Source organism: Streptomyces sp. N50 (assembly GCF_033335955.1).
Lineage (GTDB): Bacteria > Actinomycetota > Actinomycetes > Streptomycetales > Streptomycetaceae > Streptomyces.
Map to the genome: position 1 here is coordinate 6,365,096 of NZ_CP137549.1, position 18,979 is coordinate 6,384,074.

Below are 18,979 nucleotides of genomic sequence, written 5' to 3' on the forward strand. Positions count from 1 at the left end.
CCTGTTAAGGGGGCGGCCCTTCGCGTTGTCAGTGGCTCGCTGTACGATCGCGCCCTTCGGACTTGCTTTCGACAGTCGTCCGAACTTCTGATCCCGAGGGGGGACTTGAGTGGGTACGCCCATGCCTGGGGCTGGTCGGCACAGACGCCGGATACGTTTCGGCCTGCCTGTCGCCGCGGCCGGTATCGCCGCCGCCGTGACCGCCGCACTGATGACGACGTCCGCCGGCGCGGCCACCGCGCTGCCGACGCCGACCGTGAAGCCCGCCGTGAGCACGACGTCGCTCGCCACGCTGAAGAAGCGCGTCGCGGGCGCCGAGGCCGGTGACGACATCGCCGGGGAGACGACCAAGAAGGCCTCCCTGAGCGCGAGCACCACCGGCACGGCCGCCAGCCCGAAGATCATCGGCGGCACGACCACCACCATCAACACCGCGCCGTTCATGGCGCAGCTCTGGTACTACGACGACAAGGGCACCACCGACGAGAGCGACGACATCGGCTTCTTCTGCGGTGGCTCGGTCATCTCGCCGTCGAAGATCCTGACGGCCTCGCACTGCGTCAAGGGCTACAACTGGGCCAAGAACGGCGCCGTCATCACCAGCGCCACCGTGCTGCCGACCACGGACGCCGACGGCAACACCGACCTGCACGGCGGCCAGGCCACCGCGGTCCTGCGCCAGTGGAACCACCCGTCGTACAACGCGACGACCATCGACAACGACATCGCGGTCCTCACCCTGGCGGCCCCCGTCAAGGCGACCCCGATCCGGATGACGACGTACGGCGACACGGCGTCCTACACGGGCACGCCCGCCAAGACCGCCAAGGTCTACGGCTGGGGCCGCACCAGCTCCCAGACCGAGGACATCTCCGAGACGCTGAAGACGGCCACGCTGCCGATCCAGTCGGACGCCACCTGCGTCGGCGCCTACGGCAGCCTCGTCATCAAGGCCCACATGGTCTGCGCGGGCACGCCCGCCACCGGCAGCGACACCGGTACGACGACGATCTGCAACGGCGACTCCGGCGGCCCGCTGGTCGTCGGCGGCCGGATCGTCGGCGTCGTCTCCTGGAGCGGCGACGACGGTGACGCCAGCACCGTCAACGACTGCGTCGTCGAGGGCACCTACGGCGTCTTCACGAAGGTCAGCGTCTACGCCGGCGCGGCCTACGCGCAGGTCGACGACGGCAACCTGAGCTACAGCGACAACAAGGCCGACGTCTACGCCCGCAAGTCCTCCAACAAGGTGGGCTACGAGCTGGACTCCAAGGGCACCTCGCTGGCCACCCGCGTCTCCCTGGGCGACTGGGGCGGCGTCAACCTGGTCCGCACGGCCGACCTGAACCGGGACGGCTACCAGGACTGGATCTACCGGACCACCGCAGGCGCGGTCTACTGGGACCACTTCCAGCTCAACAGCGCCCGGGACGACGGCAGTTGGGTCAGCACGAAGATCTTCGCCAACTGGAAGACCCGCACCCGGATCATCGCCCCCGGCGATGTCACCGGCGACTACCTGCCCGACCTGGTCTCGGTCGACAGCGCCGGCGTGCTGTGGATCTACCCGGGCAAGGGCAACGGCACCTTCAGCTCGCCCTCGCGCGTCGGCGGCGGCTGGAGCCAGTACAACACGCTGGTCGGCCACGGCGACTTCAACGGTGACGGCAAGGCCGACCTGCTCGCCCGCAACAAGAGCACCGGCGTCGTCTACCTCTACAAGGGCGCCGGCAAGTCCGGCACGGGCGCCTTCGCGGCCCGCGTGAAGGTGCGCACCTGGGGCAGCTACAACGCCTTCGACGCCGTCGGTGACTTCACCGGCGACGGCAAGGCGGACCTCCTGATCCGCAACGCGAGCAACGCGCTGTACCTCTACCCGGGCACCGGCAAGGCCACGAGCGAGATCTTCGGCACACCGAAGTCGCTCGGCACCGGTTTCCAGCAGTACGACATCTTCGGCTGAAATCGCAGGTGAGCGGGGCGTAACCCGCTGAAACGACTACACAGAGTGCCCATCGCCCTACGCGATGGGCACTCTGCGTTGTGCAACCCTTTCCCGAGTTTCCCTGTCTGACCTGGCGGAGCGACCATAGAGCGAGGATTGAGCGGTATCAGTCGCTTCGGCCAGGCCTGACCCTGAAAGCAGGGGGTAACCGACCCGGAACGAGATGCGAGGAGCCCATGTCCGCCGAGAGCACGCCGGAGCCCGCCATACCGGGCAAGGACGGCACCAACGGCCCGCGCCACCGCGCCGGAGGCCGTAAGAAGGAGCGCAGTCCGCGGCACAAGGCCCTGCTGATCACGGCCTGGGTCGCGGCCGGCGTCGTCGTGCTGGGCGGCACCGGCGCCGGGTACGTGTACTTCAAGCTCAACGGCAACATCAAGACCGTCGACATCAACCAGGCCCTCGGCACCGACCGGCCGGTCAAGGTCGACAACGGCTCGGAGAACATCCTGGTCCTGGGCTCGGACAGCCGCTCCGGCACGAACAAGAAGCTGGGCGGCGGCACCGACGACGGCAGCGCCCGCTCCGACACCGCGATGATCATCCACGTCTACAAGGGCCACAAGAAGGCCAGCGTGGTGTCCATCCCGCGCGACACCCTCGTCGACCGCCCCGAGTGCACCGACACCAAGGGCGTGACGCACGACGCGGCGTCCGGCGTGATGTTCAACGAGGCGTACTCCACGGGTGGCGCCGCCTGCACGGTGAAGACCGTCGAGTCGGTCACCGGCCTGCGCATGGACCACTACCTGGAAGTCGACTTCGCGGGCTTCGAGAAGCTCATCGACGAACTGGGCGGCGTCCCGGTCACGACAACCAAGGCCATCAAGGACCCCCAGAGCCACCTCGACCTCAAGGCCGGTACCCACACCCTGAACGGCCAGCAGGCCCTCGGCCTGGTCCGCACCCGGCACGGCGTGGGCGACGGCTCCGACCTCGGCCGCATCCAGCTCCAGCAGGCCTTCATCAAGGCCCTGGTCAACCAGGTCAAGCACATCGGCGTCCTCACCAGCCCGACCAAGCTCTACGACCTCGCCAACACCGCCACCAAGGCCGTCACCACCGACTCCGACCTCGGCTCCGTGAACTCCCTCACGTCCTTCGCCAACGGCCTCAAGACCATCAGCTCCAAGAACATGACCATGGTCACGATGCCCGTCGAGTACGACCCGGCCAACCCGAACCGCGTGATCGTGGAGAAGTCGAAGGCGCAGATGGTGTGGGCGGCCCTGAAGAACGACCAGCCGATACCCGCGGCGGCGACCAAGGGCACAGCAACCGGCGAAGCCAAGGGCGTCGTGACAGCTGGCTGAGGCGCAACCCCCTAGGGGCGCGGGGAACTGCGCGACCAGCCCCCACCGGCCCGCGGGGAATAGACCACAGAGCGACCCGGTTTTGGGAGATGGCTCCAGTGCTGGCAGACTGGACAGTCGGCCCCGGTTCACGTCCCGCAAACCCGCGGAGCGACCCGGCGCCCTCCCGAAACTAGGAGAAACCCTTGAAGCGCGAGATCCACCCCGAGTACGTCGAGACCCAGGTCAGCTGCACCTGTGGCGCGTCGTTCACCACCCGCAGCACGATCACGAGCGGCAACATCCGCGCCGAGGTCTGCTCCGAGTGCCACCCGTTCTACACGGGCAAGCAGAAGATCCTCGACACCGGTGGCCGCGTGGCCCGCTTCGAGGCCCGCTTCGGCAAGGCTGCTGCCGGCTCCACGAAGTAGCGAGCTTCCATTTCGCCGGTCCACGGCCACGCCCTTTTCCTGGCGTGCCGGGACCGGCGTTTTTGGTCGCCCGCCTTCCCTTCCGTACGCATTTCAGGAGCCCAAGATGTTCGAGGCTGTCGAGGACCTCATCGGCGAGCACGCCGACCTTGAGAAGAAGCTCGCCGACCCGTCGGTCCACGCCGACCAGGCCAACGCGCGCAAGCTGAACAAGCGCTACGCCGAGCTCACCCCGATCGTCGCCACGTACCGCTCCTGGAAGCAGACCGGCGACGACATCGAGACCGCGCGTGAACTCGGCGCCGACGACCCGGAGTTCGCGGCCGAGGTCAAGGACCTGGAGAAGCAGCGGGACGAGATCACGGAGAAGCTGCGGCTGCTGCTCGTGCCGCGTGACCCCAACGACGACAAGGACGTGATCCTTGAGGTCAAGGCGGGCGCGGGCGGCGACGAGTCCGCCCTGTTCGCCGGTGACCTGCTGCGCATGTACCTGCGGTACGCGGAGCGCGTCGGCTGGAAGACCGAGATCATCGACGCCACCGAGTCCGAGCTGGGCGGCTACAAGGATGTCCAGGTCGCCGTGAAGACCAAGGGCGGCAACGGCGCGACCGAGCCCGGCCAGGGTGTCTGGGCGCGGCTGAAGTACGAGGGCGGAGTGCACCGCGTGCAGCGCGTCCCGGCGACCGAGTCCGCGGGCCGTATCCACACCTCGGCGGCCGGTGTCCTGGTCACCCCCGAGGCGGAGGAGGTCGACGTCGAGATCAACCCGAACGACCTCCGCATCGACGTGTACCGCTCCTCGGGCCCCGGCGGGCAGTCCGTCAACACGACCGACTCCGCGGTGCGCATCACGCACATTCCCACCGGAGTCGTGGCCTCCTGCCAGAACGAGAAGAGCCAGCTGCAGAACAAGGAGCAGGCGATGCGTATCCTGCGCTCCAGGCTGCTCGCCGCGGCACAGGAGGAGGCGGAGAAGAATGCCGCCGACGCCCGCCGCAGCCAGGTCCGCACGGTCGACCGCTCCGAGAAGATCCGTACGTACAACTTCCCGGAGAACCGCATCTCGGACCACCGCGTCGGATTCAAGGCGTACAACCTCGACCAGGTCCTGGACGGGGACCTCGACGCGATGATCCAGGCTTGCGTGGACGCGGACTCGGCCGCCAAGCTCGCGGCGGCGTAAGGCACGGCACGGTTCGGCACGGACGAGTACGACACGGAGGACTTGCGTGCAGCAGTCATTTGGGGAGCGACCCCCAAACCCCCGGGGGGTGCTGCTAGCAGAGGTGGCCCAGGCCACCCAGCGGCTGGCCGACGCCGGCGTGCCCTCGCCGCGCAACGACGCGGAGGAGCTCGCCGCGTTCGTGCACGGTGTGAAGCGGGGCGAGCTGCACTCCGTGAAGGACGTGGACTTCGACGCCCGCTACTGGGAGACCATCGCCCGGCGCGAGCAGCGTGAGCCGCTCCAGCACATCACCGGCCGCGCCTTCTTCCGGTACCTGGAACTCCAGGTCGGGCCGGGGGTGTTCGTGCCGCGCCCCGAGACCGAGTCGGTGGTCGGCTGGGCCATAGACGCGGTCCGCGCGATGGACGTCGTGGAGCCGCTGATCGTGGACCTCTGCACCGGCTCCGGAGCCATCGCGCTCGCCCTCGCGCAGGAGGTGCCGCGCTCCCGGGTGCACGCCGTGGAGCTGTCCGAGGACGCGCTGCAGTGGACCCGCAAGAACATGGAGGGGTCGAGGGTCGACCTGCGGCAGGGGAACGCCCTGGACGCCTTCCCCGATCTCGACGGCCATGTCGACCTGGTCATCTCCAACCCGCCGTACATCCCCCTCACGGAGTGGGAGTACGTGGCTCCCGAGGCGCGGGACTACGACCCCGAACTCGCCCTGTTCTCAGGGGAGGACGGCCTCGACCTGATCCGCGGCATCGAGCGCACCGCACACCGTCTCCTGCGTCCCGGCGGTGTCGTCGTCATCGAGCACGCCGACACCCAGGGCGGCCAGGTGCCGTGGATCTTCACCGAGGAACGTGGCTGGGCCGACGCGGCCGACCACCCCGATCTCAACAACCGCCCGCGCTTCGCGACCGCCCGCAGGGCGACTCCGTGATCGGCGACCACGGCTCAACAACCTCTTACGTACACGTGATTGAGCAGGAGGCCCGTTAGATGGCACGGCGATACGACACCAATGACGCGACCGACCGCACGACGGGTCTGCGCGAGGCCGCGTCCGCCGTCCGCCGGGGCGAACTCGTGGTCCTGCCGACCGACACGGTCTACGGCATCGGGGCCGACGCGTTCTCCTCGGAGGCCGTCGCCGATCTCCTGGACGCCAAGGGCCGGGGCCGCAACATGCCCACCCCTGTCCTCATCGGCTCCCCGAACACGCTGCACGGCCTCGTCACGGACTTCTCCGAGCTGGCCTGGGAACTCGTCGACGCGTTCTGGCCGGGTGCCCTCACGCTGGTCGCCAAGCACCAGCCGTCCCTCCAGTGGGACCTGGGGGACACCCGGGGCACGGTCGCCGTCCGCATGCCGCTGCACCCGGTCGCGATCGAGCTGCTGACGGAGGTCGGTCCGATGGCGGTCTCCTCGGCGAACCTCACCGGGCACCCCGCGCCGGAGGACTGTGACGCGGCCCAGGAGATGCTCGGCGACTCCGTCTCCGTGTACCTCGACGGCGGTCCGACGCCCGGCAACGTGCCGTCGTCGATCGTCGACGTCACGCGCGAGGTGCCGCTGCTGCTGCGCGCGGGCGCGATCTCGGCGGAGGAGCTGCGCAAGGTCGTACCCGACCTCGAGGTGGCGAATTGACAGCCCCTGACGCGGGGCGTGGCATAGGCAACGGGGAAGTGACGGGGACCTTCGGGCTCCCCATGGACAGCTTCCGCATCCTCCACGTCAGCACCGGCAACGTGTGCCGCTCGCCGATCACCGAGCGGCTGACCCGTCATGCCCTGGCGGACCGGCTCGGCGACCCGCTGTGGGGCGGGCTGATCGTGGAGAGCGCCGGCACATGGGGCCATGAGGGCGCACCCATGGAGACCAACGCGGCGACCGTCCTCACCGACTTCGGCGCGGACCCCTCCGGGTTCACCGGCCGCGAGCTGCTCGACGACCACGTGATCCGCGCCGACCTGGTCCTGACGGCCACCCGTGACCACCGCGCCCAGGTCATCTCGATGGGCCACTCGGCAGGCCTGCGCACCTTCACCCTCAAGGAGTTCACCCGCCTGGTGAAGGCGATAGACCCCACGACCCTCCCACCCCTGGAGGACGGCATGGTGGCCCGCGCCCGCGCCCTGGTCCGCGCGGCGGCGGCCCTCCGCGGCTGGCTCCTGGCCCCCACGGCAGAGGCGGACGAGGTCTTCGACCCGTACGGGGCACCCCTCCCGTTCTTCCGCTCCATCGGCGACGAGATAAACCAGGCGATCGACCCCGTGGTCACGGCGTTGACGGGCGTCCCCGCGAAGACCTGACAACGGCCGCGCGCCCCACCCGCCCCGGGCCTACATTGGACGTACGTCACCGTCGACGCCCGGAGCCTGCCATGTCGGTCACCCCTGTCCTTGAGGCCGATGTCCTGCGTCGGCAGGACCCCGAGCTGGCCGAGATCCTGCTCGGGGAGCTGGCGCGGCAGTCGACGACGCTTCAGCTGATCGCCGCCGAGAACTTCACCTCGCCCGCCGTGCTGGCCGCGCTCGGCTCCCCGCTCGCGAACAAGTACGCCGAGGGATACCCCGGCGCCCGCCACCACGGCGGCTGCGAGATCGTCGACGTCGCCGAGCGCGTAGCCGTAGAACGGGCGAAGGCGCTGTTCGGGGCCGAGCACGCCAACGTGCAGGCGCATTCCGGGTCTTCGGCCGTGCTGGCCGCCTACGCCGCGCTGCTGCGGCCCGGTGACACCGTGCTCGCGCTGGGGCTGCCGTACGGCGGGCATCTCACGCACGGGTCGCCCGCGAACTTCTCCGGGCGGTGGTTCGACTTCGTGGGCTACGGGGTCGATGCCGAGACCGGGCTCATCGACTACCAGCAGATGCGCTCCCTCGCCCGTACGCATCGGCCCAAGGCGATCGTCTGCGGGTCCATCGCCTATCCCCGGCACATCGACCACGCCTTCTTCCGCGAGGTCGCCGACGAGGTGGGCGCCTATCTCATCGCCGACGCCGCGCATCCCATCGGCCTGGTCGCCGGGGGAGCGGCGCCGAACCCGGTGCCGTACGCCGACGTCGTCTGCGCGACCACGCACAAGGTGCTGCGCGGGCCGCGCGGCGGGATGCTGCTGTGCGGGAGCGAGCTGGCGGAGCGGGTGGACCGGGCCGTTTTCCCGTTCACCCAGGGCGGTGCCCAGATGCACACCATCGCCGCCAAGGCCGTCGCGTTCGGCGAGGCGGCGACCCCGGCCTTCACGGCGTACGCCCATCAGGTGGTCGCCAACGCACGGGTGCTCGCGGCCGGGCTGGCGGCGGAGGGGCTGGTCGTCACGACCGGCGGTACCGACACCCATCTCATCACCGCCGACCCGCTGCCCCTCGGCGTCGACGGACGCGTCGCACGGGGTCAACTCGCCGCCGCAGGACTGGTGTTGGACTGCTGCGCGCTCCCGCACGGGGACTCGCGCGGGCTGCGGCTGGGTACCGCCGCGGTGACCACGCAGGGCATGGGGGAGGGCGAGATGGCGGGGATCGCGGCGCTGGTCGCGGGAGTGCTGCGCGGGCGGGTGGACGCCAGGTCGGCCCGTGACGAAGTGCGGGATCTTGTGGGTGGATTCCCGCCGTATCCGGGCTGAACGGGGGTACGCGTACCCAGGTACACAGCCACACGTGCAACCATCGTCGCTACCCGGAAGTCCCCAACCATATGCGTCCCTCGCTAGGGTGTGGGGCTGTGATGGCCAGCGAGACCTGTGGGGAAGCCTGTGCGTGAATACCTGCTGACGCTCTGCGTGACGGCCGCGGTGACGTATCTGCTGACCGGGCCGGTGCGGAAGTTCGCGATCGTGGCCGGGGCGATGCCGGAGATCAGGGCCCGTGACGTGCACCGGGAACCCACTCCGCGGCTCGGCGGTATCGCCATGTTCTTCGGCCTGTGCGCCGGTCTGCTGGTCGCCGACCACCTGACCAACCTCAGCGAGGTCTTCCAGAACTCGAACGAGCCGCGCGCCCTGCTCTCCGGAGCGGCCCTGATCTGGCTGATCGGCGTCCTGGACGACAAGTTCGAGATCGACGCCCTGATCAAGCTGGGCGGCCAGATGATCGCCGCCGGCGTGATGGTCATGCAGGGTCTGACGATCCTGTGGCTGCCCATCCCGGGCATCGGCAACGTGGCGCTGACCCAGTGGCAGGGCACCCTGCTCACGGTCGCCCTGGTCGTCATCACCATCAACGCGGTCAACTTCGTCGACGGCCTCGACGGCCTCGCGTCCGGCATGGTCTGCATCGCGGCCGCCGCGTTCTTCCTGTACGCCTACCGGATCTGGTACTCGTACGGCATCGAGGCCGCCGCCCCGGCCACGCTCTTCTCCGCGATCCTGATGGGCATGTGCCTGGGCTTCCTGCCGCACAACATGCACCCGGCCCGCATCTTCATGGGCGACTCCGGGTCGATGCTGATCGGCCTGGTGCTGGCCGCGGGTGCGATCTCCATCACGGGACAGGTCGACCCGGACGCGCTGCAGCTGTTCGTCGGCTCCGAGAAGGCGGCGGTGCACCAGACGGTGCCCGTGTACATCCCGCTGCTGCTGCCGCTGACGATCATCGCGGTGCCGGCCGCCGACCTGGTGCTGGCGATCGTGCGCCGTACCTGGCGGGGCCAGTCGCCCTTCGCCGCGGACCGCGGCCATCTGCACCACCGGCTCCTGGAGATCGGCCACTCGCACAGCCGGGCGGTGCTGATCATGTACTTCTGGTCGGCGCTGATCGCGTTCGGGGCGCTGTCCTACTCGGTCAACTCGGCCTCGATGTGGATCGTCCTCGGCATCGTCTTCCTGAGCGCGATCGGACTCGTGCTGCTTCTGCTGCCGCGCTTCACGCCGCGTGCGCCGCGCTGGGCCGAGCACCTGGTGCCGCCGCGATATCGCCGTCGCAGGGCCGGAGTTGACCCTGTCGTGGTACTGGCGGAGGAAGACCGTGACCCGCGTCCTCCGGTTGTCACCGGAGTGTCAGGAGTCAACGGGGCGACCGCAGTCGGACCCCGTTCGCGGCTCCTGGACGGACGTAAAGCGGAGTCCTCACGCTGACGCTCGCGCTGACGCCAAGGTAAGAATCTGACTAAAGCGTTGCCATCTCGTGGGCAGACAAAGCCTCCCTATACCAGACAAGTTGGCCGCTATTTTGCACAGACGCGCACTGTCACTCTCATGTGTGACAGCAAGCACACCTTCTAGGTAAAGACCGCATCAAATAGTTTGTGATACGGTTCACGAGAACCCGGGACAGAGCCGAAGGACCGTAGTGCGACGGTCCATTGGCGTGAGGTTCTCTCTCATCCCGGGACTACGCTCGTCCATGACGACACGCCCCCCTTAGCAAGCGGAGTTGCCGCCATGCCGTCCAATGACGCCCGGATTCTCCTTCAAGCCGCTGTGCCCACAGCTGCCGTCGGCGCGATTGCCGCCGTCGTCAGTGGTGTGGTCGCCGGCGGCAAAGGAGCTATTGGGGCAGCCGTTGCGACGCTGATCGTGATCCTCTTCATGGGAATCGGGCTCTACGTTCTGCAGCGCACTGCCAAATCGCTTCCGCACCTGTTCCAGGCGATGGGCCTCATGCTCTTCGCGGCGCAGATTCTGCTGTTGTTCATTTTCCTCGCCGCGTTCAAGCACACCACGCTGTTCAATCCCAAGGCCTTCGCGTTCACGCTGCTCGCCGGAACCATCATCTGGATCGTCGCGCAGACCCGTGCCCACATGAAGGCCAAAATCCTCTACGTCGAGCCCGAGAAGTCGGAGCACTCGTCGTGAGAGGTAGGGCCGGGATAAGAGCACGTAAGCGACCCTGCTATCGTCCGGTGCCAACTGCGGCATCGCGGGCGCGGGCATCTGAGCTGACGCCTGCTCAATCGCGAGGCTCGATGCCCCACTGCCGCCCCCACATCCGTTACACCAGTCCAGTGCCGAACCGCGGCTGTCCGCCGCGCCGACACAACGAGGTTGCCGTACCTATGCGCCACGCTGAAGGAGCCCGCGGTGAGTGCTGACCCGACGCAGGTGCTCGCCTTCGAGACCGACTGCCACATCTTCGACGGCTGTGGCTTCCCGGCTCCCGGCCTGCACTCGTTCCTGTTCAAGCCCCTTCTGGGGGACGGCGACAGCAACGTGTACTTCAACAAGCCGATGCTGCTGGCGCTGATCGGCTCGGTCATCGTCGTCGGTTTCTTCTGGGCCGCCTTCCGCAAGCCGAAGGTCGTTCCCGGCAAGCTGCAGATGGTCGCCGAGTCCGGCTACGACTTCATCCGCCGCGGAGTCGTCTACGAGACGATCGGAAAGAAGGAGGGCGAGAAGTACGTACCGCTGGTCGTCTCGCTGTTCTTCTTCATCTGGATGATGAACCTCTGGTCGATCGTCCCGGTCGCCCAGTTCCCGGTGACGTCGATCATCGCGTACCCCATCGTCCTCGCGGCGATCGTGTACATCACCTGGGTCTCGCTGACGTTCAAGCGGCACGGATTCGTCGGCGCCTTCAAGAACTTCAGCGGTTACGACAAGTCGCTCGGCGCGGTTCTCCCGCTGGCGATGGGCATCGAGCTGCTCTCGAACCTGATCGTCCGGCCGTTCACGCACGCGGTGCGACTCTTCGCGAACATGTTCGCGGGCCACACCCTGCTGCTGCTCTTCACGATCGCCAGCTGGTACCTGCTCAACGGCATCGGCATCGCCTACGCGGGTGTCTCGTTCGTCATGGTCATCGTGATGACGGCCTTCGAACTCTTCATCCAGGCCCTGCAGGCGTATGTCTTCGTGCTGCTGACCTGCACCTTCATCCAGGGCGCGCTCGCCGAGAACCACTGAGCAACCCCCTCCGGAACCCCCCTTAGCGTCCGGTGGCCAATCCCCGCCGGTCCGTACAGATAAGGAAGAATCAGCATGGCTGCCATTGAGACCCTCGCCGCCGTCGGCGGTTCGCTCGGTTCGATCGGCTACGGCCTCGCCGCCATCGGTCCCGGCGTCGGCGTCGGCATCATCTTCGGTAACGGCACCCAGGCTCTGGCCCGTCAGCCCGAAGCTGCCGGCCTGATCCGTGCCAACCAGATCCTCGGCTTCGCCTTCTGTGAGGCGCTCGCCCTCATCGGTCTGGTCATGCCGTTCGTCTACGGCACCTGATCCACCGCGATCAGCGACAGCCCACTAGACGAAAGGCACTGACATGAGCCAGCTGCTCATTCTGGCGGCCGAGAAGGAGAACCCTCTCGTCCCGCCGATCCCCGAGCTTGTCATCGGCCTGATCGCCTTCGTCATCGTCTTCGGCTTCCTCGCCAAGAAGCTCCTCCCGAACATCAACAAGGTTCTGGACGAGCGGCGCGAGGCCATCGAGGGCGGTATCGAGAAGGCCGAGGCCGCCCAGACCGAGGCACAGAGCGTTCTCGAGCAGTACAAGGCTCAGCTCGCCGAGGCCCGGCACGAGGCCGCGCGACTGCGCCAGGAGGCGCAGGAGCAGGGCGCCACGCTCATCGCCGAGATGCGCGCGGAAGGCCAGCGGCAGCGCGAGGAGATCGTCGCCGCCGGTCACACGCAGATCGACGCCGACCGCAAGGCCGCTTCGCAGGCGCTGCGCCAGGACGTGGGCAAGCTCGCCACCGACCTGGCCGGCAAGCTCGTCGGCGAGTCCCTCGAGGACCACGCCCGGCAGAGCCGCGTGATCGACCGTTTCCTCGATGAACTCGAGGAGAAGGCCGAGGCCGCACGATGAACGGAGCGAGCCGCGAGGCCCTGGCAGCCGCACGTGAGCGTCTCGACGCGCTGACGGACTCCACGTCCGTGAACGCGGCGCAGCTCGCCGACGAGCTGGCCGCCGTCACCGCGCTGCTCGGCCGTGAGGTGTCGTTGCGTCGGGTCCTCACCGACCCGGCGCAGGACGGCGAGGCCAAGGCCCAGCTTGCCGAGCGCCTGCTCGGCGGCCAGGTCGGCGGCTCCGCCCTCGACCTGCTGTCCGGCATGGTGCGCTCCCGCTGGTCGCAGTCCCGCGACCTGGTGGACGCGCTGGAGGAGCTGGCGGCCACCGCCGACCTCACCGCGGCCCAGCAGTCGGGCGAGCTCGACGACGTCGAGGACGAGCTGTTCCGGTTCGGCCGGATCGTCTCCTCGAACACCGGACTGCGCGCCGCGCTGACCAACCGCGCCGCCGGCACCGCGGCCAAGAGCGAGCTGCTCACCAGCCTGCTCGGCGGCCGTGCCAAGCCGACCACCGAGCGACTGGTGACCCGCCTGGTGACCGCGCCCCGGGGACGTAGCCTGGAAGCGGGACTCGAGTCCCTGTCCAAGCTCGCCGCCGAGCGCCGCAGCCGCCTGGTCGCGGTCGTCACCACGGCGGTCCCGCTGAGCGACCCGCAGAAGCAGCGCCTGGGCGCCGCCCTCGCGAAGCTCTACGGCCGCCACATGCACCTGAACATCGACGTGGACCCCGAGGTCCTCGGCGGTATCCGGGTGCAGGTCGGCGACGAGGTCATCAACGGCTCCATCGCGGACCGGCTCGATGACGCCGCCCGCCGCATGGCGAGCTAGCAGCAACACAACAAAGACGTAGTAAGGCGGCCCGAGTTGGGCCGTGCAGAGGATTCACCTCGTCACGGGGGGAGTCCCCCATCCCCCCAAGTGAAACTTCGGGCCCAACAAGGAGAGCAGGGAACCCAGATGGCGGAGCTCACGATCCGGCCGGAGGAGATCCGGGACGCGCTGGAGAACTTCGTCCAGTCGTACAAGCCGGACGCGGCCTCGCGCGAGGAGGTCGGTACGGTCACCCTTGCCGGCGACGGCATCGCGAAGGTCGAGGGCCTGCCCTCGGCCATGGCCAACGAACTGCTGAAGTTCGAGGACGGCACCCTCGGTCTCGCGCTCAACCTCGAAGAGCGTGAGATCGGTACCGTCATCCTCGGCGAGTTCAGCGGTGTCGAGGAGGGCCAGCCGGTCACCCGCACCGGAGAGGTCCTGTCCGTCGCCGTCGGCGAGGGCTACCTCGGCCGTGTCGTCGACCCGCTCGGCAACCCGATCGACGGCCTCGGCGAGATCGAGACCACCGGCCGCCGCGCCCTGGAGCTGCAGGCCCCGGGCGTCATGGTCCGCAAGTCGGTGCACGAGCCGATGGAGACGGGCTACAAGGCCGTCGACGCGATGACCCCGATCGGCCGCGGCCAGCGTCAGCTGATCATCGGCGACCGCCAGACGGGCAAGACCGCCCTGGCCGTCGACACGATCATCAACCAGCGCGACAACTGGCGCTCGGGCGACGTGAACAAGCAGGTCCGCTGCATCTACGTCGCCATCGGTCAGAAGGGCTCCACCATCGCCTCCGTGCGTGGTGCGCTCGAAGAGGCCGGCGCGCTGGAGTACACGACCATCGTCGCCGCCCCGGCGTCCGACCCGGCCGGCTTCAAGTACCTTGCGCCGTACACCGGTTCGGCCATCGGCCAGCACTGGATGTACGACGGCAAGCACGTCCTCATCATCTTCGACGACCTCTCGAAGCAGGCCGACGCCTACCGCGCCGTGTCCCTGCTGCTGCGCCGTCCGCCGGGCCGCGAGGCCTACCCGGGTGACGTCTTCTACCTGCACTCCCGTCTGCTGGAGCGCTGCGCGAAGCTCTCCGACGAGATGGGCAAGGGCTCGATGACCGGTCTGCCGATCGTCGAGACCAAGGCCAACGACGTGTCGGCGTTCATCCCGACCAACGTCATCTCCATCACCGACGGCCAGTGCTTCCTGGAGTCGGACCTCTTCAACGCCGGTCAGCGCCCCGCGCTGAACGTCGGTATCTCCGTCTCCCGAGTCGGTGGTTCCGCGCAGCACAAGGCGATGAAGCAGGTCTCCGGCCGACTGCGCCTCGACCTCGCCCAGTACCGCGAGCTGGAGGCGTTCGCCGCCTTCGGTTCCGACCTGGACGCCGCGTCGAAGGCCCAGCTGGAGCGCGGTCAGCGCCTGGTCGAGCTGCTCAAGCAGCCGCAGTACCAGCCGATGCCCACCGAGGACCAGGTCGTCTCCGTGTGGTCCGCGACCACCGGCAAGATGGACGACGTACCGGTCGAGGACATCCGCCGCTTCGAGAAGGAGCTCCTGGAGTACCTGCACCGCAAGGAGCAGGGCCTCATGACCTCCATCAAGGAGGGCGGCAAGATGTCGGACGACACCCTCACCGCCGCCGCGGACGCGATCACCGAGTTCAAGAAGCAGTTCGAGACCTCGGACGGCAAGCTCCTCGGCGAGGACGCCCCGGCCGCGGCCAAGTGACGTAGGAAGGGACCTGACTCATGGGAGCCCAGCTCCGGGTCTACAAGCGTCGCATCCGATCCGTCACCGCGACCAAGAAGATCACCAAGGCGATGGAGATGATCGCCGCCTCGCGCGTCGTCAAGGCGCACCGCAAGGTGCAGGCCTCGACGCCGTACGCGAAGGAACTGACGCGTGCGGTCACGGCGGTCGGTACGGGTTCCAACACCCGGCACCCGCTGACCACCGAGGCCGAGACGCCGACCCGTTCCGCGGTCCTGCTCCTCACGAGCGACCGCGGTCTGGCCGGCGCCTTCAACTCCAACGCCATCAAGGCCGCGGAGCAGCTGACCGCGCGTCTGGTCGCGGAGGGCAAGGAGGTCGACACGTACATCGTCGGCCGCCGCGGTGTCGCCCACTACAACTTCCGTGAGCGCAAGATCTCGGAGCAGTGGACCGGCTTCACCGACGAGCCCACGTACGCGGACGCGAAGAAGGTCGCGGGTCCGCTGATCGAGGCGATCGAGCTGGACACGGCGGAGGGCGGCGTGGACGAACTCCACATCGTCTACACCGAGTTCGTCTCGATGATGACGCAGACGCCGATCGACAGCCGGCTGCTGCCCCTCAGCCTCGAAGAGGTCGCGGAGGAAGCCACGCCCCAGGGCGAGATCCTTCCGCTGTACGACTTCGAGCCGTCGGCGGAGGACGTCCTGGACGCCCTGCTGCCGCGGTACGTCGAGAGCCGTATCTACAACGCGCTGCTCCAGTCGGCTGCCTCCAAGCACGCCGCCACCCGCCGCGCGATGAAGTCGGCGACCGACAACGCGGGAGACCTGATCACCACGCTCTCCCGTCTTGCCAACGCGGCCCGCCAGGCCGAAATCACCCAGGAAATCAGCGAGATCGTCGGTGGCTCCGCAGCCCTGGCCGACGCGACCGCGGGGAGTGACAAGTAATGACGACGACAGTTGAGACGGCCGTTGCCACGGGCCGCGTCGCCCGGGTCATCGGCCCGGTCGTCGACGTGGAGTTCCCCGTCGACGCGATGCCGGAGATCTACAACGCTCTGCACGTCGAGGTGGCCGACCCGGCTCTCGACGGCGCGAAGAAGACGCTGACCCTGGAGGTCGCCCAGCACCTGGGTGACGGCCTGGTCCGCACCATCTCGATGCAGCCCACCGACGGTCTGGTCCGCCAGGCCGCCGTCACCGACACGGGCACGGGCATCACCGTCCCGGTCGGCGACTTCACCAAGGGCAAGGTGTTCAACACCCTCGGTGAGGTGCTGAACAGCGACGAGAAGTACACGGGCGAGCGCTGGTCCATCCACCGCAAGGCCCCGCGCTTCGACGAGCTCGAGTCGAAGACCGAGATGTTCGAGACCGGCGTCAAGGTCATCGACCTGCTGACCCCGTACGTCAAGGGCGGCAAGATCGGCCTGTTCGGCGGTGCCGGTGTCGGCAAGACGGTGCTCATCCAGGAGATGATCTACCGCGTCGCCAACAACCACGACGGTGTCTCCGTGTTCGCCGGTGTCGGCGAGCGCACCCGTGAGGGCAACGACCTCATCGAGGAGATGGCCGACTCGGGCGTCATCGACAAGACGGCCCTTGTCTTCGGCCAGATGGACGAGCCCCCGGGCACCCGTCTGCGCGTGGCCCTGGCCGGTCTGACCATGGCGGAGTACTTCCGCGATGTGCAGAACCAGGACGTGTTGTTCTTCATCGACAACATCTTCCGCTTCACGCAGGCCGGTTCCGAGGTCTCGACCCTGCTCGGCCGCATGCCCTCCGCGGTGGGCTACCAGCCGAACCTGGCCGACGAGATGGGTCTCCTCCAGGAGCGCATCACCTCGACCCGCGGTCACTCGATCACCTCGATGCAGGCGATCTACGTCCCCGCGGACGACCTGACCGACCCGGCCCCGGCCACCACGTTCGCCCACCTCGACGCGACGACGGTTCTGTCCCGTCCGATCTCCGAGAAGGGCATCTACCCGGCCGTGGACCCGCTGGACTCCACGTCCCGCATCCTCGACCCGCGGTACATCGCGGCGGAGCACTACAACACCGCGATGCGCGTCAAGACGGTCCTGCAGAAGTACAAGGACCTTCAGGACATCATCGCGATCCTCGGTATCGACGAGCTGGGCGAGGAGGACAAGCTCACCGTCCACCGTGCCCGTCGCGTGGAGCGCTTCCTGTCCCAGAACACCCACGTCGCCAAGCAGTTCACCGGCGTCGACGGGTCGGACGTCCCGCTGGACGAGTCGATCGTGGCCTTCAACGCGATCATCGACGGCGAGTACGACCACTTCCCGGAGCAGGCGTTCTTCCTCTGCGGTGGTATCGAGGACCTGAAGGCGAACGCGAAGGAGCTGGGCGTCTCCTGACCCCGTGCTTCACCTGAGGGGGTGGGGCGTGTCCCACCCCCTCTTTCACGCCCATTAGAATTGACCCAACACCCGGCACGACCGCCGGGTGGTGACCCGAGGAGCCCACCTTGGCTGCTGAGCTGCATGTCGAGCTCGTCGCCGCGGACCGCCAGGTCTGGTCCGGCGAGGCCACCCTGGTCGTCGCGCGCACCACGTCCGGCGACATCGGCGTCATGCCCGGTCACCAGCCGCTGCTCGGTGTGCTGGAGTCGGGCCCGGTGACCATCCGCACGAGCGACGGCGGGACGGTCGTCGCGGCGGTGCACGGCGGTTTCATCTCGTTCGCGGACAACAAGCTGTCGCTGCTCGCCGAGATCGCCGAGCTGTCGGACGAGATCGACGTCCAGCGCGTGGAGCGGGAACTGGAGCGCGCGAAGGCGGAGGGCGACGAGTCCGCCGAGCGCCGCGCGGACGTCCGACTCCGTGCGGTGGAGACGCGCTGAACCCAGTTCTGACGCGATGACGTGACTCAGCCGCGGCTGGGACCGGAGGAATCCGGCCCCAGCCGCGGCTGAGGCGAATGTGGGTGTTTTTTCCGTTCCGTTACCTGTTTTACCTAGGAGACGAGGAGGTCGGTGTCGATGGTCCTCGCTCTGACTGCGTGCGGAATTGTTGTCGCCCTGGTGGTACTGGGCCTGTTCGTCTTCGGCCTCCGCCGCAGACTCATCCAGCGCTCCGGCGGCACCTTCGACTGTTCGCTCCGCTGGGACGTCCCGGAGAAACCCGACACCAACGGCAAGGGCTGGAGCTACGGCGTCGCCCGCTACAACGGCGACCGCATCGAGTGGTACCGCGTCTTCTCCTACGCCTACCGCCCGCGCCGCACGCTGGAACGCTCGGCGATCGAGGTCGCCGGCCGCCGCCTCCCCGAGGGCGAGGAGGAGCTGGCCCTGCTCTCCGACGCGCTCATCCTGACCTGCCTGCACCGGGGCACGCGCCTCGAACTCGCCATGAGCGAAGACGCGTTGACGGGTTTCCTGGCCTGGCTGGAGGCCGCTCCTCCCGGCCAGCGGGTCAACGTCGCATGACCGGACAGACCGGGTCGGTACGTCGGCCTGACTGACGACGACCGCGTGGGGCGCGAAGCCGAGGGTCACGGTGACGTCGACCGGGCAGGCGGCCATGACAGTGGCGGCGACCGCTGTGATGAGGGCACTGGCCGGCCCGGCCCAGGCGTGGACGGACTTCTTGGTGGTGCGGGACGTGGACCTGCGCTTCATGGTTTCCCCCGTGGCGCGGTGTTCCTCTTGCTGTCGTAAGACCAAGATGCCCACGTCAAAAGGCTGGTTACCGGCGCCGATCGGCCTTCGCTCCGGGCCGAAGGGCCCCCTGGGGTGCACGCCGGGGGCGCGCGTCACGAACAACGCACCGCGGACAGACCGGAGAGGTCTGTCCGC

19 protein-coding genes are annotated in these 18,979 nt (G+C 68.2%); all 19 read left to right on the forward strand.

Features of this window, described 5'->3' with window-relative positions; genetic code table 11:
* The first annotated feature begins 121 nt into the window (after positions 1-121).
* The 19 genes from R2B38_RS28830 (at position 122) to R2B38_RS28920 (ending at position 18,610) form a co-directional block, all read left to right on the forward strand.
* Positions 122-1,963 carry a trypsin-like serine protease gene (locus tag R2B38_RS28830; RefSeq protein ID WP_318018842.1) on the forward strand — a complete coding sequence of 614 codons (1,842 nt, stop codon included), beginning with the start codon at positions 122-124 and terminating at the stop codon, positions 1,961-1,963.
* 218 nt (positions 1,964-2,181) lie between these two features.
* The gene (locus R2B38_RS28835; protein WP_318018843.1) at positions 2,182-3,318 is read left to right on the forward strand and encodes an LCP family protein; all 1,137 of its coding nucleotides are present in this window, start codon (positions 2,182-2,184) and stop codon (positions 3,316-3,318) included.
* Between the two features lie 185 nt (positions 3,319-3,503).
* Positions 3,504-3,728, forward strand: a complete 225-nt coding sequence (gene rpmE, locus R2B38_RS28840) for a 50S ribosomal protein L31 (protein WP_019060712.1) — start codon at positions 3,504-3,506, stop codon at positions 3,726-3,728.
* A 106-nt stretch (positions 3,729-3,834) separates the two neighbouring features.
* Positions 3,835-4,911 carry a peptide chain release factor 1 gene (gene prfA, locus R2B38_RS28845; RefSeq protein ID WP_318018844.1) on the forward strand — a complete coding sequence of 359 codons (1,077 nt, stop codon included), beginning with the start codon at positions 3,835-3,837 and terminating at the stop codon, positions 4,909-4,911.
* Between the two features lie 88 nt (positions 4,912-4,999).
* Positions 5,000-5,839: a peptide chain release factor N(5)-glutamine methyltransferase gene (prmC, locus tag R2B38_RS28850; RefSeq protein WP_234468096.1), complete on the forward strand. Its 840-nt coding sequence runs from the start codon at positions 5,000-5,002 to the stop codon at positions 5,837-5,839.
* Positions 5,840-5,898: 59 nt separating this feature from the next.
* The gene (locus R2B38_RS28855; RefSeq protein WP_033285396.1) at positions 5,899-6,546 is read left to right on the forward strand and encodes an L-threonylcarbamoyladenylate synthase; all 648 of its coding nucleotides are present in this window, start codon (positions 5,899-5,901) and stop codon (positions 6,544-6,546) included.
* Entirely contained in the window at positions 6,543-7,211 is a 669-nt protein-coding gene (locus R2B38_RS28860) for a protein-tyrosine-phosphatase (RefSeq protein WP_318018845.1), read from the forward strand. The genes R2B38_RS28855 and R2B38_RS28860 overlap by 4 nt, the downstream gene beginning before the upstream one ends.
* 71 nt (positions 7,212-7,282) lie before the next feature.
* Positions 7,283-8,521 carry a serine hydroxymethyltransferase gene (gene glyA, locus R2B38_RS28865; protein WP_318018846.1) on the forward strand — a complete coding sequence of 413 codons (1,239 nt, stop codon included), beginning with the start codon at positions 7,283-7,285 and terminating at the stop codon, positions 8,519-8,521.
* Positions 8,522-8,650: 129 nt separating this feature from the next.
* On the forward strand, positions 8,651-9,970 hold the full coding sequence (locus tag R2B38_RS28870; RefSeq protein WP_033285399.1) for an MraY family glycosyltransferase: 1,320 nt from the start codon (positions 8,651-8,653) through the stop codon (positions 9,968-9,970).
* Positions 9,971-10,276: 306 nt separating this feature from the next.
* Complete coding sequence (locus R2B38_RS28875; RefSeq protein ID WP_033285400.1) at positions 10,277-10,690, forward strand: hypothetical protein; 414 nt, start codon at positions 10,277-10,279, stop codon at positions 10,688-10,690.
* Positions 10,691-10,900: 210 nt separating this feature from the next.
* On the forward strand, positions 10,901-11,737 hold the full coding sequence (atpB, locus tag R2B38_RS28880; RefSeq protein WP_318021815.1) for a F0F1 ATP synthase subunit A: 837 nt from the start codon (positions 10,901-10,903) through the stop codon (positions 11,735-11,737).
* 75 nt (positions 11,738-11,812) lie between these two features.
* On the forward strand, positions 11,813-12,049 hold the full coding sequence (locus tag R2B38_RS28885; RefSeq protein ID WP_093629141.1) for a F0F1 ATP synthase subunit C: 237 nt from the start codon (positions 11,813-11,815) through the stop codon (positions 12,047-12,049).
* A 43-nt stretch (positions 12,050-12,092) separates the two neighbouring features.
* The gene (locus R2B38_RS28890) at positions 12,093-12,635 is read left to right on the forward strand and encodes a F0F1 ATP synthase subunit B (protein WP_200679770.1); all 543 of its coding nucleotides are present in this window, start codon (positions 12,093-12,095) and stop codon (positions 12,633-12,635) included.
* Positions 12,632-13,447 (forward strand): F0F1 ATP synthase subunit delta, encoded by an 816-nt coding sequence (locus R2B38_RS28895; protein WP_318018847.1) that lies wholly within the window; start codon positions 12,632-12,634, stop codon positions 13,445-13,447. The genes R2B38_RS28890 and R2B38_RS28895 overlap by 4 nt, the downstream gene beginning before the upstream one ends.
* A 129-nt stretch (positions 13,448-13,576) precedes the next feature.
* Positions 13,577-15,166, forward strand: coding sequence for a F0F1 ATP synthase subunit alpha (gene atpA, locus R2B38_RS28900; RefSeq protein ID WP_033285405.1), 1,590 nt, complete (start codon positions 13,577-13,579; stop codon positions 15,164-15,166).
* 20 nt (positions 15,167-15,186) lie between these two features.
* A complete protein-coding gene (locus R2B38_RS28905; RefSeq protein ID WP_033285406.1) occupies positions 15,187-16,104 on the forward strand; it encodes a F0F1 ATP synthase subunit gamma in 918 nt (305 codons plus the stop codon).
* Positions 16,104-17,540 (forward strand): F0F1 ATP synthase subunit beta, encoded by a 1,437-nt coding sequence (gene atpD / locus R2B38_RS28910; protein ID WP_033285407.1) that lies wholly within the window; start codon positions 16,104-16,106, stop codon positions 17,538-17,540. The genes R2B38_RS28905 and atpD overlap by 1 nt, the downstream gene beginning before the upstream one ends.
* A gap of 110 nt (positions 17,541-17,650) precedes the next feature.
* Positions 17,651-18,025 carry a F0F1 ATP synthase subunit epsilon gene (locus R2B38_RS28915; protein WP_266772606.1) on the forward strand — a complete coding sequence of 125 codons (375 nt, stop codon included), beginning with the start codon at positions 17,651-17,653 and terminating at the stop codon, positions 18,023-18,025.
* 138 nt (positions 18,026-18,163) lie between these two features.
* On the forward strand, positions 18,164-18,610 hold the full coding sequence (locus R2B38_RS28920; protein WP_318018848.1) for a DUF2550 domain-containing protein: 447 nt from the start codon (positions 18,164-18,166) through the stop codon (positions 18,608-18,610).
* Positions 18,611-18,979 lie beyond the last annotated feature (369 nt).

Coding starts and splice junctions, on each gene's coding strand:
- atpD (WP_033285407.1), top strand. CDS start 16,104: ATGACGACGACAGTTGAGACGGCCGTTGCCACGGGCCGCGTCGCCCGG.
- atpA (WP_033285405.1), top strand. CDS start 13,577: ATGGCGGAGCTCACGATCCGGCCGGAGGAGATCCGGGACGCGCTGGAG.
- R2B38_RS28890 (WP_200679770.1), top strand. CDS start 12,093: ATGAGCCAGCTGCTCATTCTGGCGGCCGAGAAGGAGAACCCTCTCGTC.
- R2B38_RS28830 (WP_318018842.1), top strand. CDS start 122: ATGCCTGGGGCTGGTCGGCACAGACGCCGGATACGTTTCGGCCTGCCT.
- R2B38_RS28905 (WP_033285406.1), top strand. CDS start 15,187: ATGGGAGCCCAGCTCCGGGTCTACAAGCGTCGCATCCGATCCGTCACC.
- R2B38_RS28895 (WP_318018847.1), top strand. CDS start 12,632: ATGAACGGAGCGAGCCGCGAGGCCCTGGCAGCCGCACGTGAGCGTCTC.
- glyA (WP_318018846.1), top strand. CDS start 7,283: ATGTCGGTCACCCCTGTCCTTGAGGCCGATGTCCTGCGTCGGCAGGAC.
- R2B38_RS28875 (WP_033285400.1), top strand. CDS start 10,277: ATGCCGTCCAATGACGCCCGGATTCTCCTTCAAGCCGCTGTGCCCACA.
- R2B38_RS28920 (WP_318018848.1), top strand. CDS start 18,164: ATGGTCCTCGCTCTGACTGCGTGCGGAATTGTTGTCGCCCTGGTGGTA.
- R2B38_RS28885 (WP_093629141.1), top strand. CDS start 11,813: ATGGCTGCCATTGAGACCCTCGCCGCCGTCGGCGGTTCGCTCGGTTCG.
- R2B38_RS28855 (WP_033285396.1), top strand. CDS start 5,899: ATGGCACGGCGATACGACACCAATGACGCGACCGACCGCACGACGGGT.
- R2B38_RS28835 (WP_318018843.1), top strand. CDS start 2,182: ATGTCCGCCGAGAGCACGCCGGAGCCCGCCATACCGGGCAAGGACGGC.
- prfA (WP_318018844.1), top strand. CDS start 3,835: ATGTTCGAGGCTGTCGAGGACCTCATCGGCGAGCACGCCGACCTTGAG.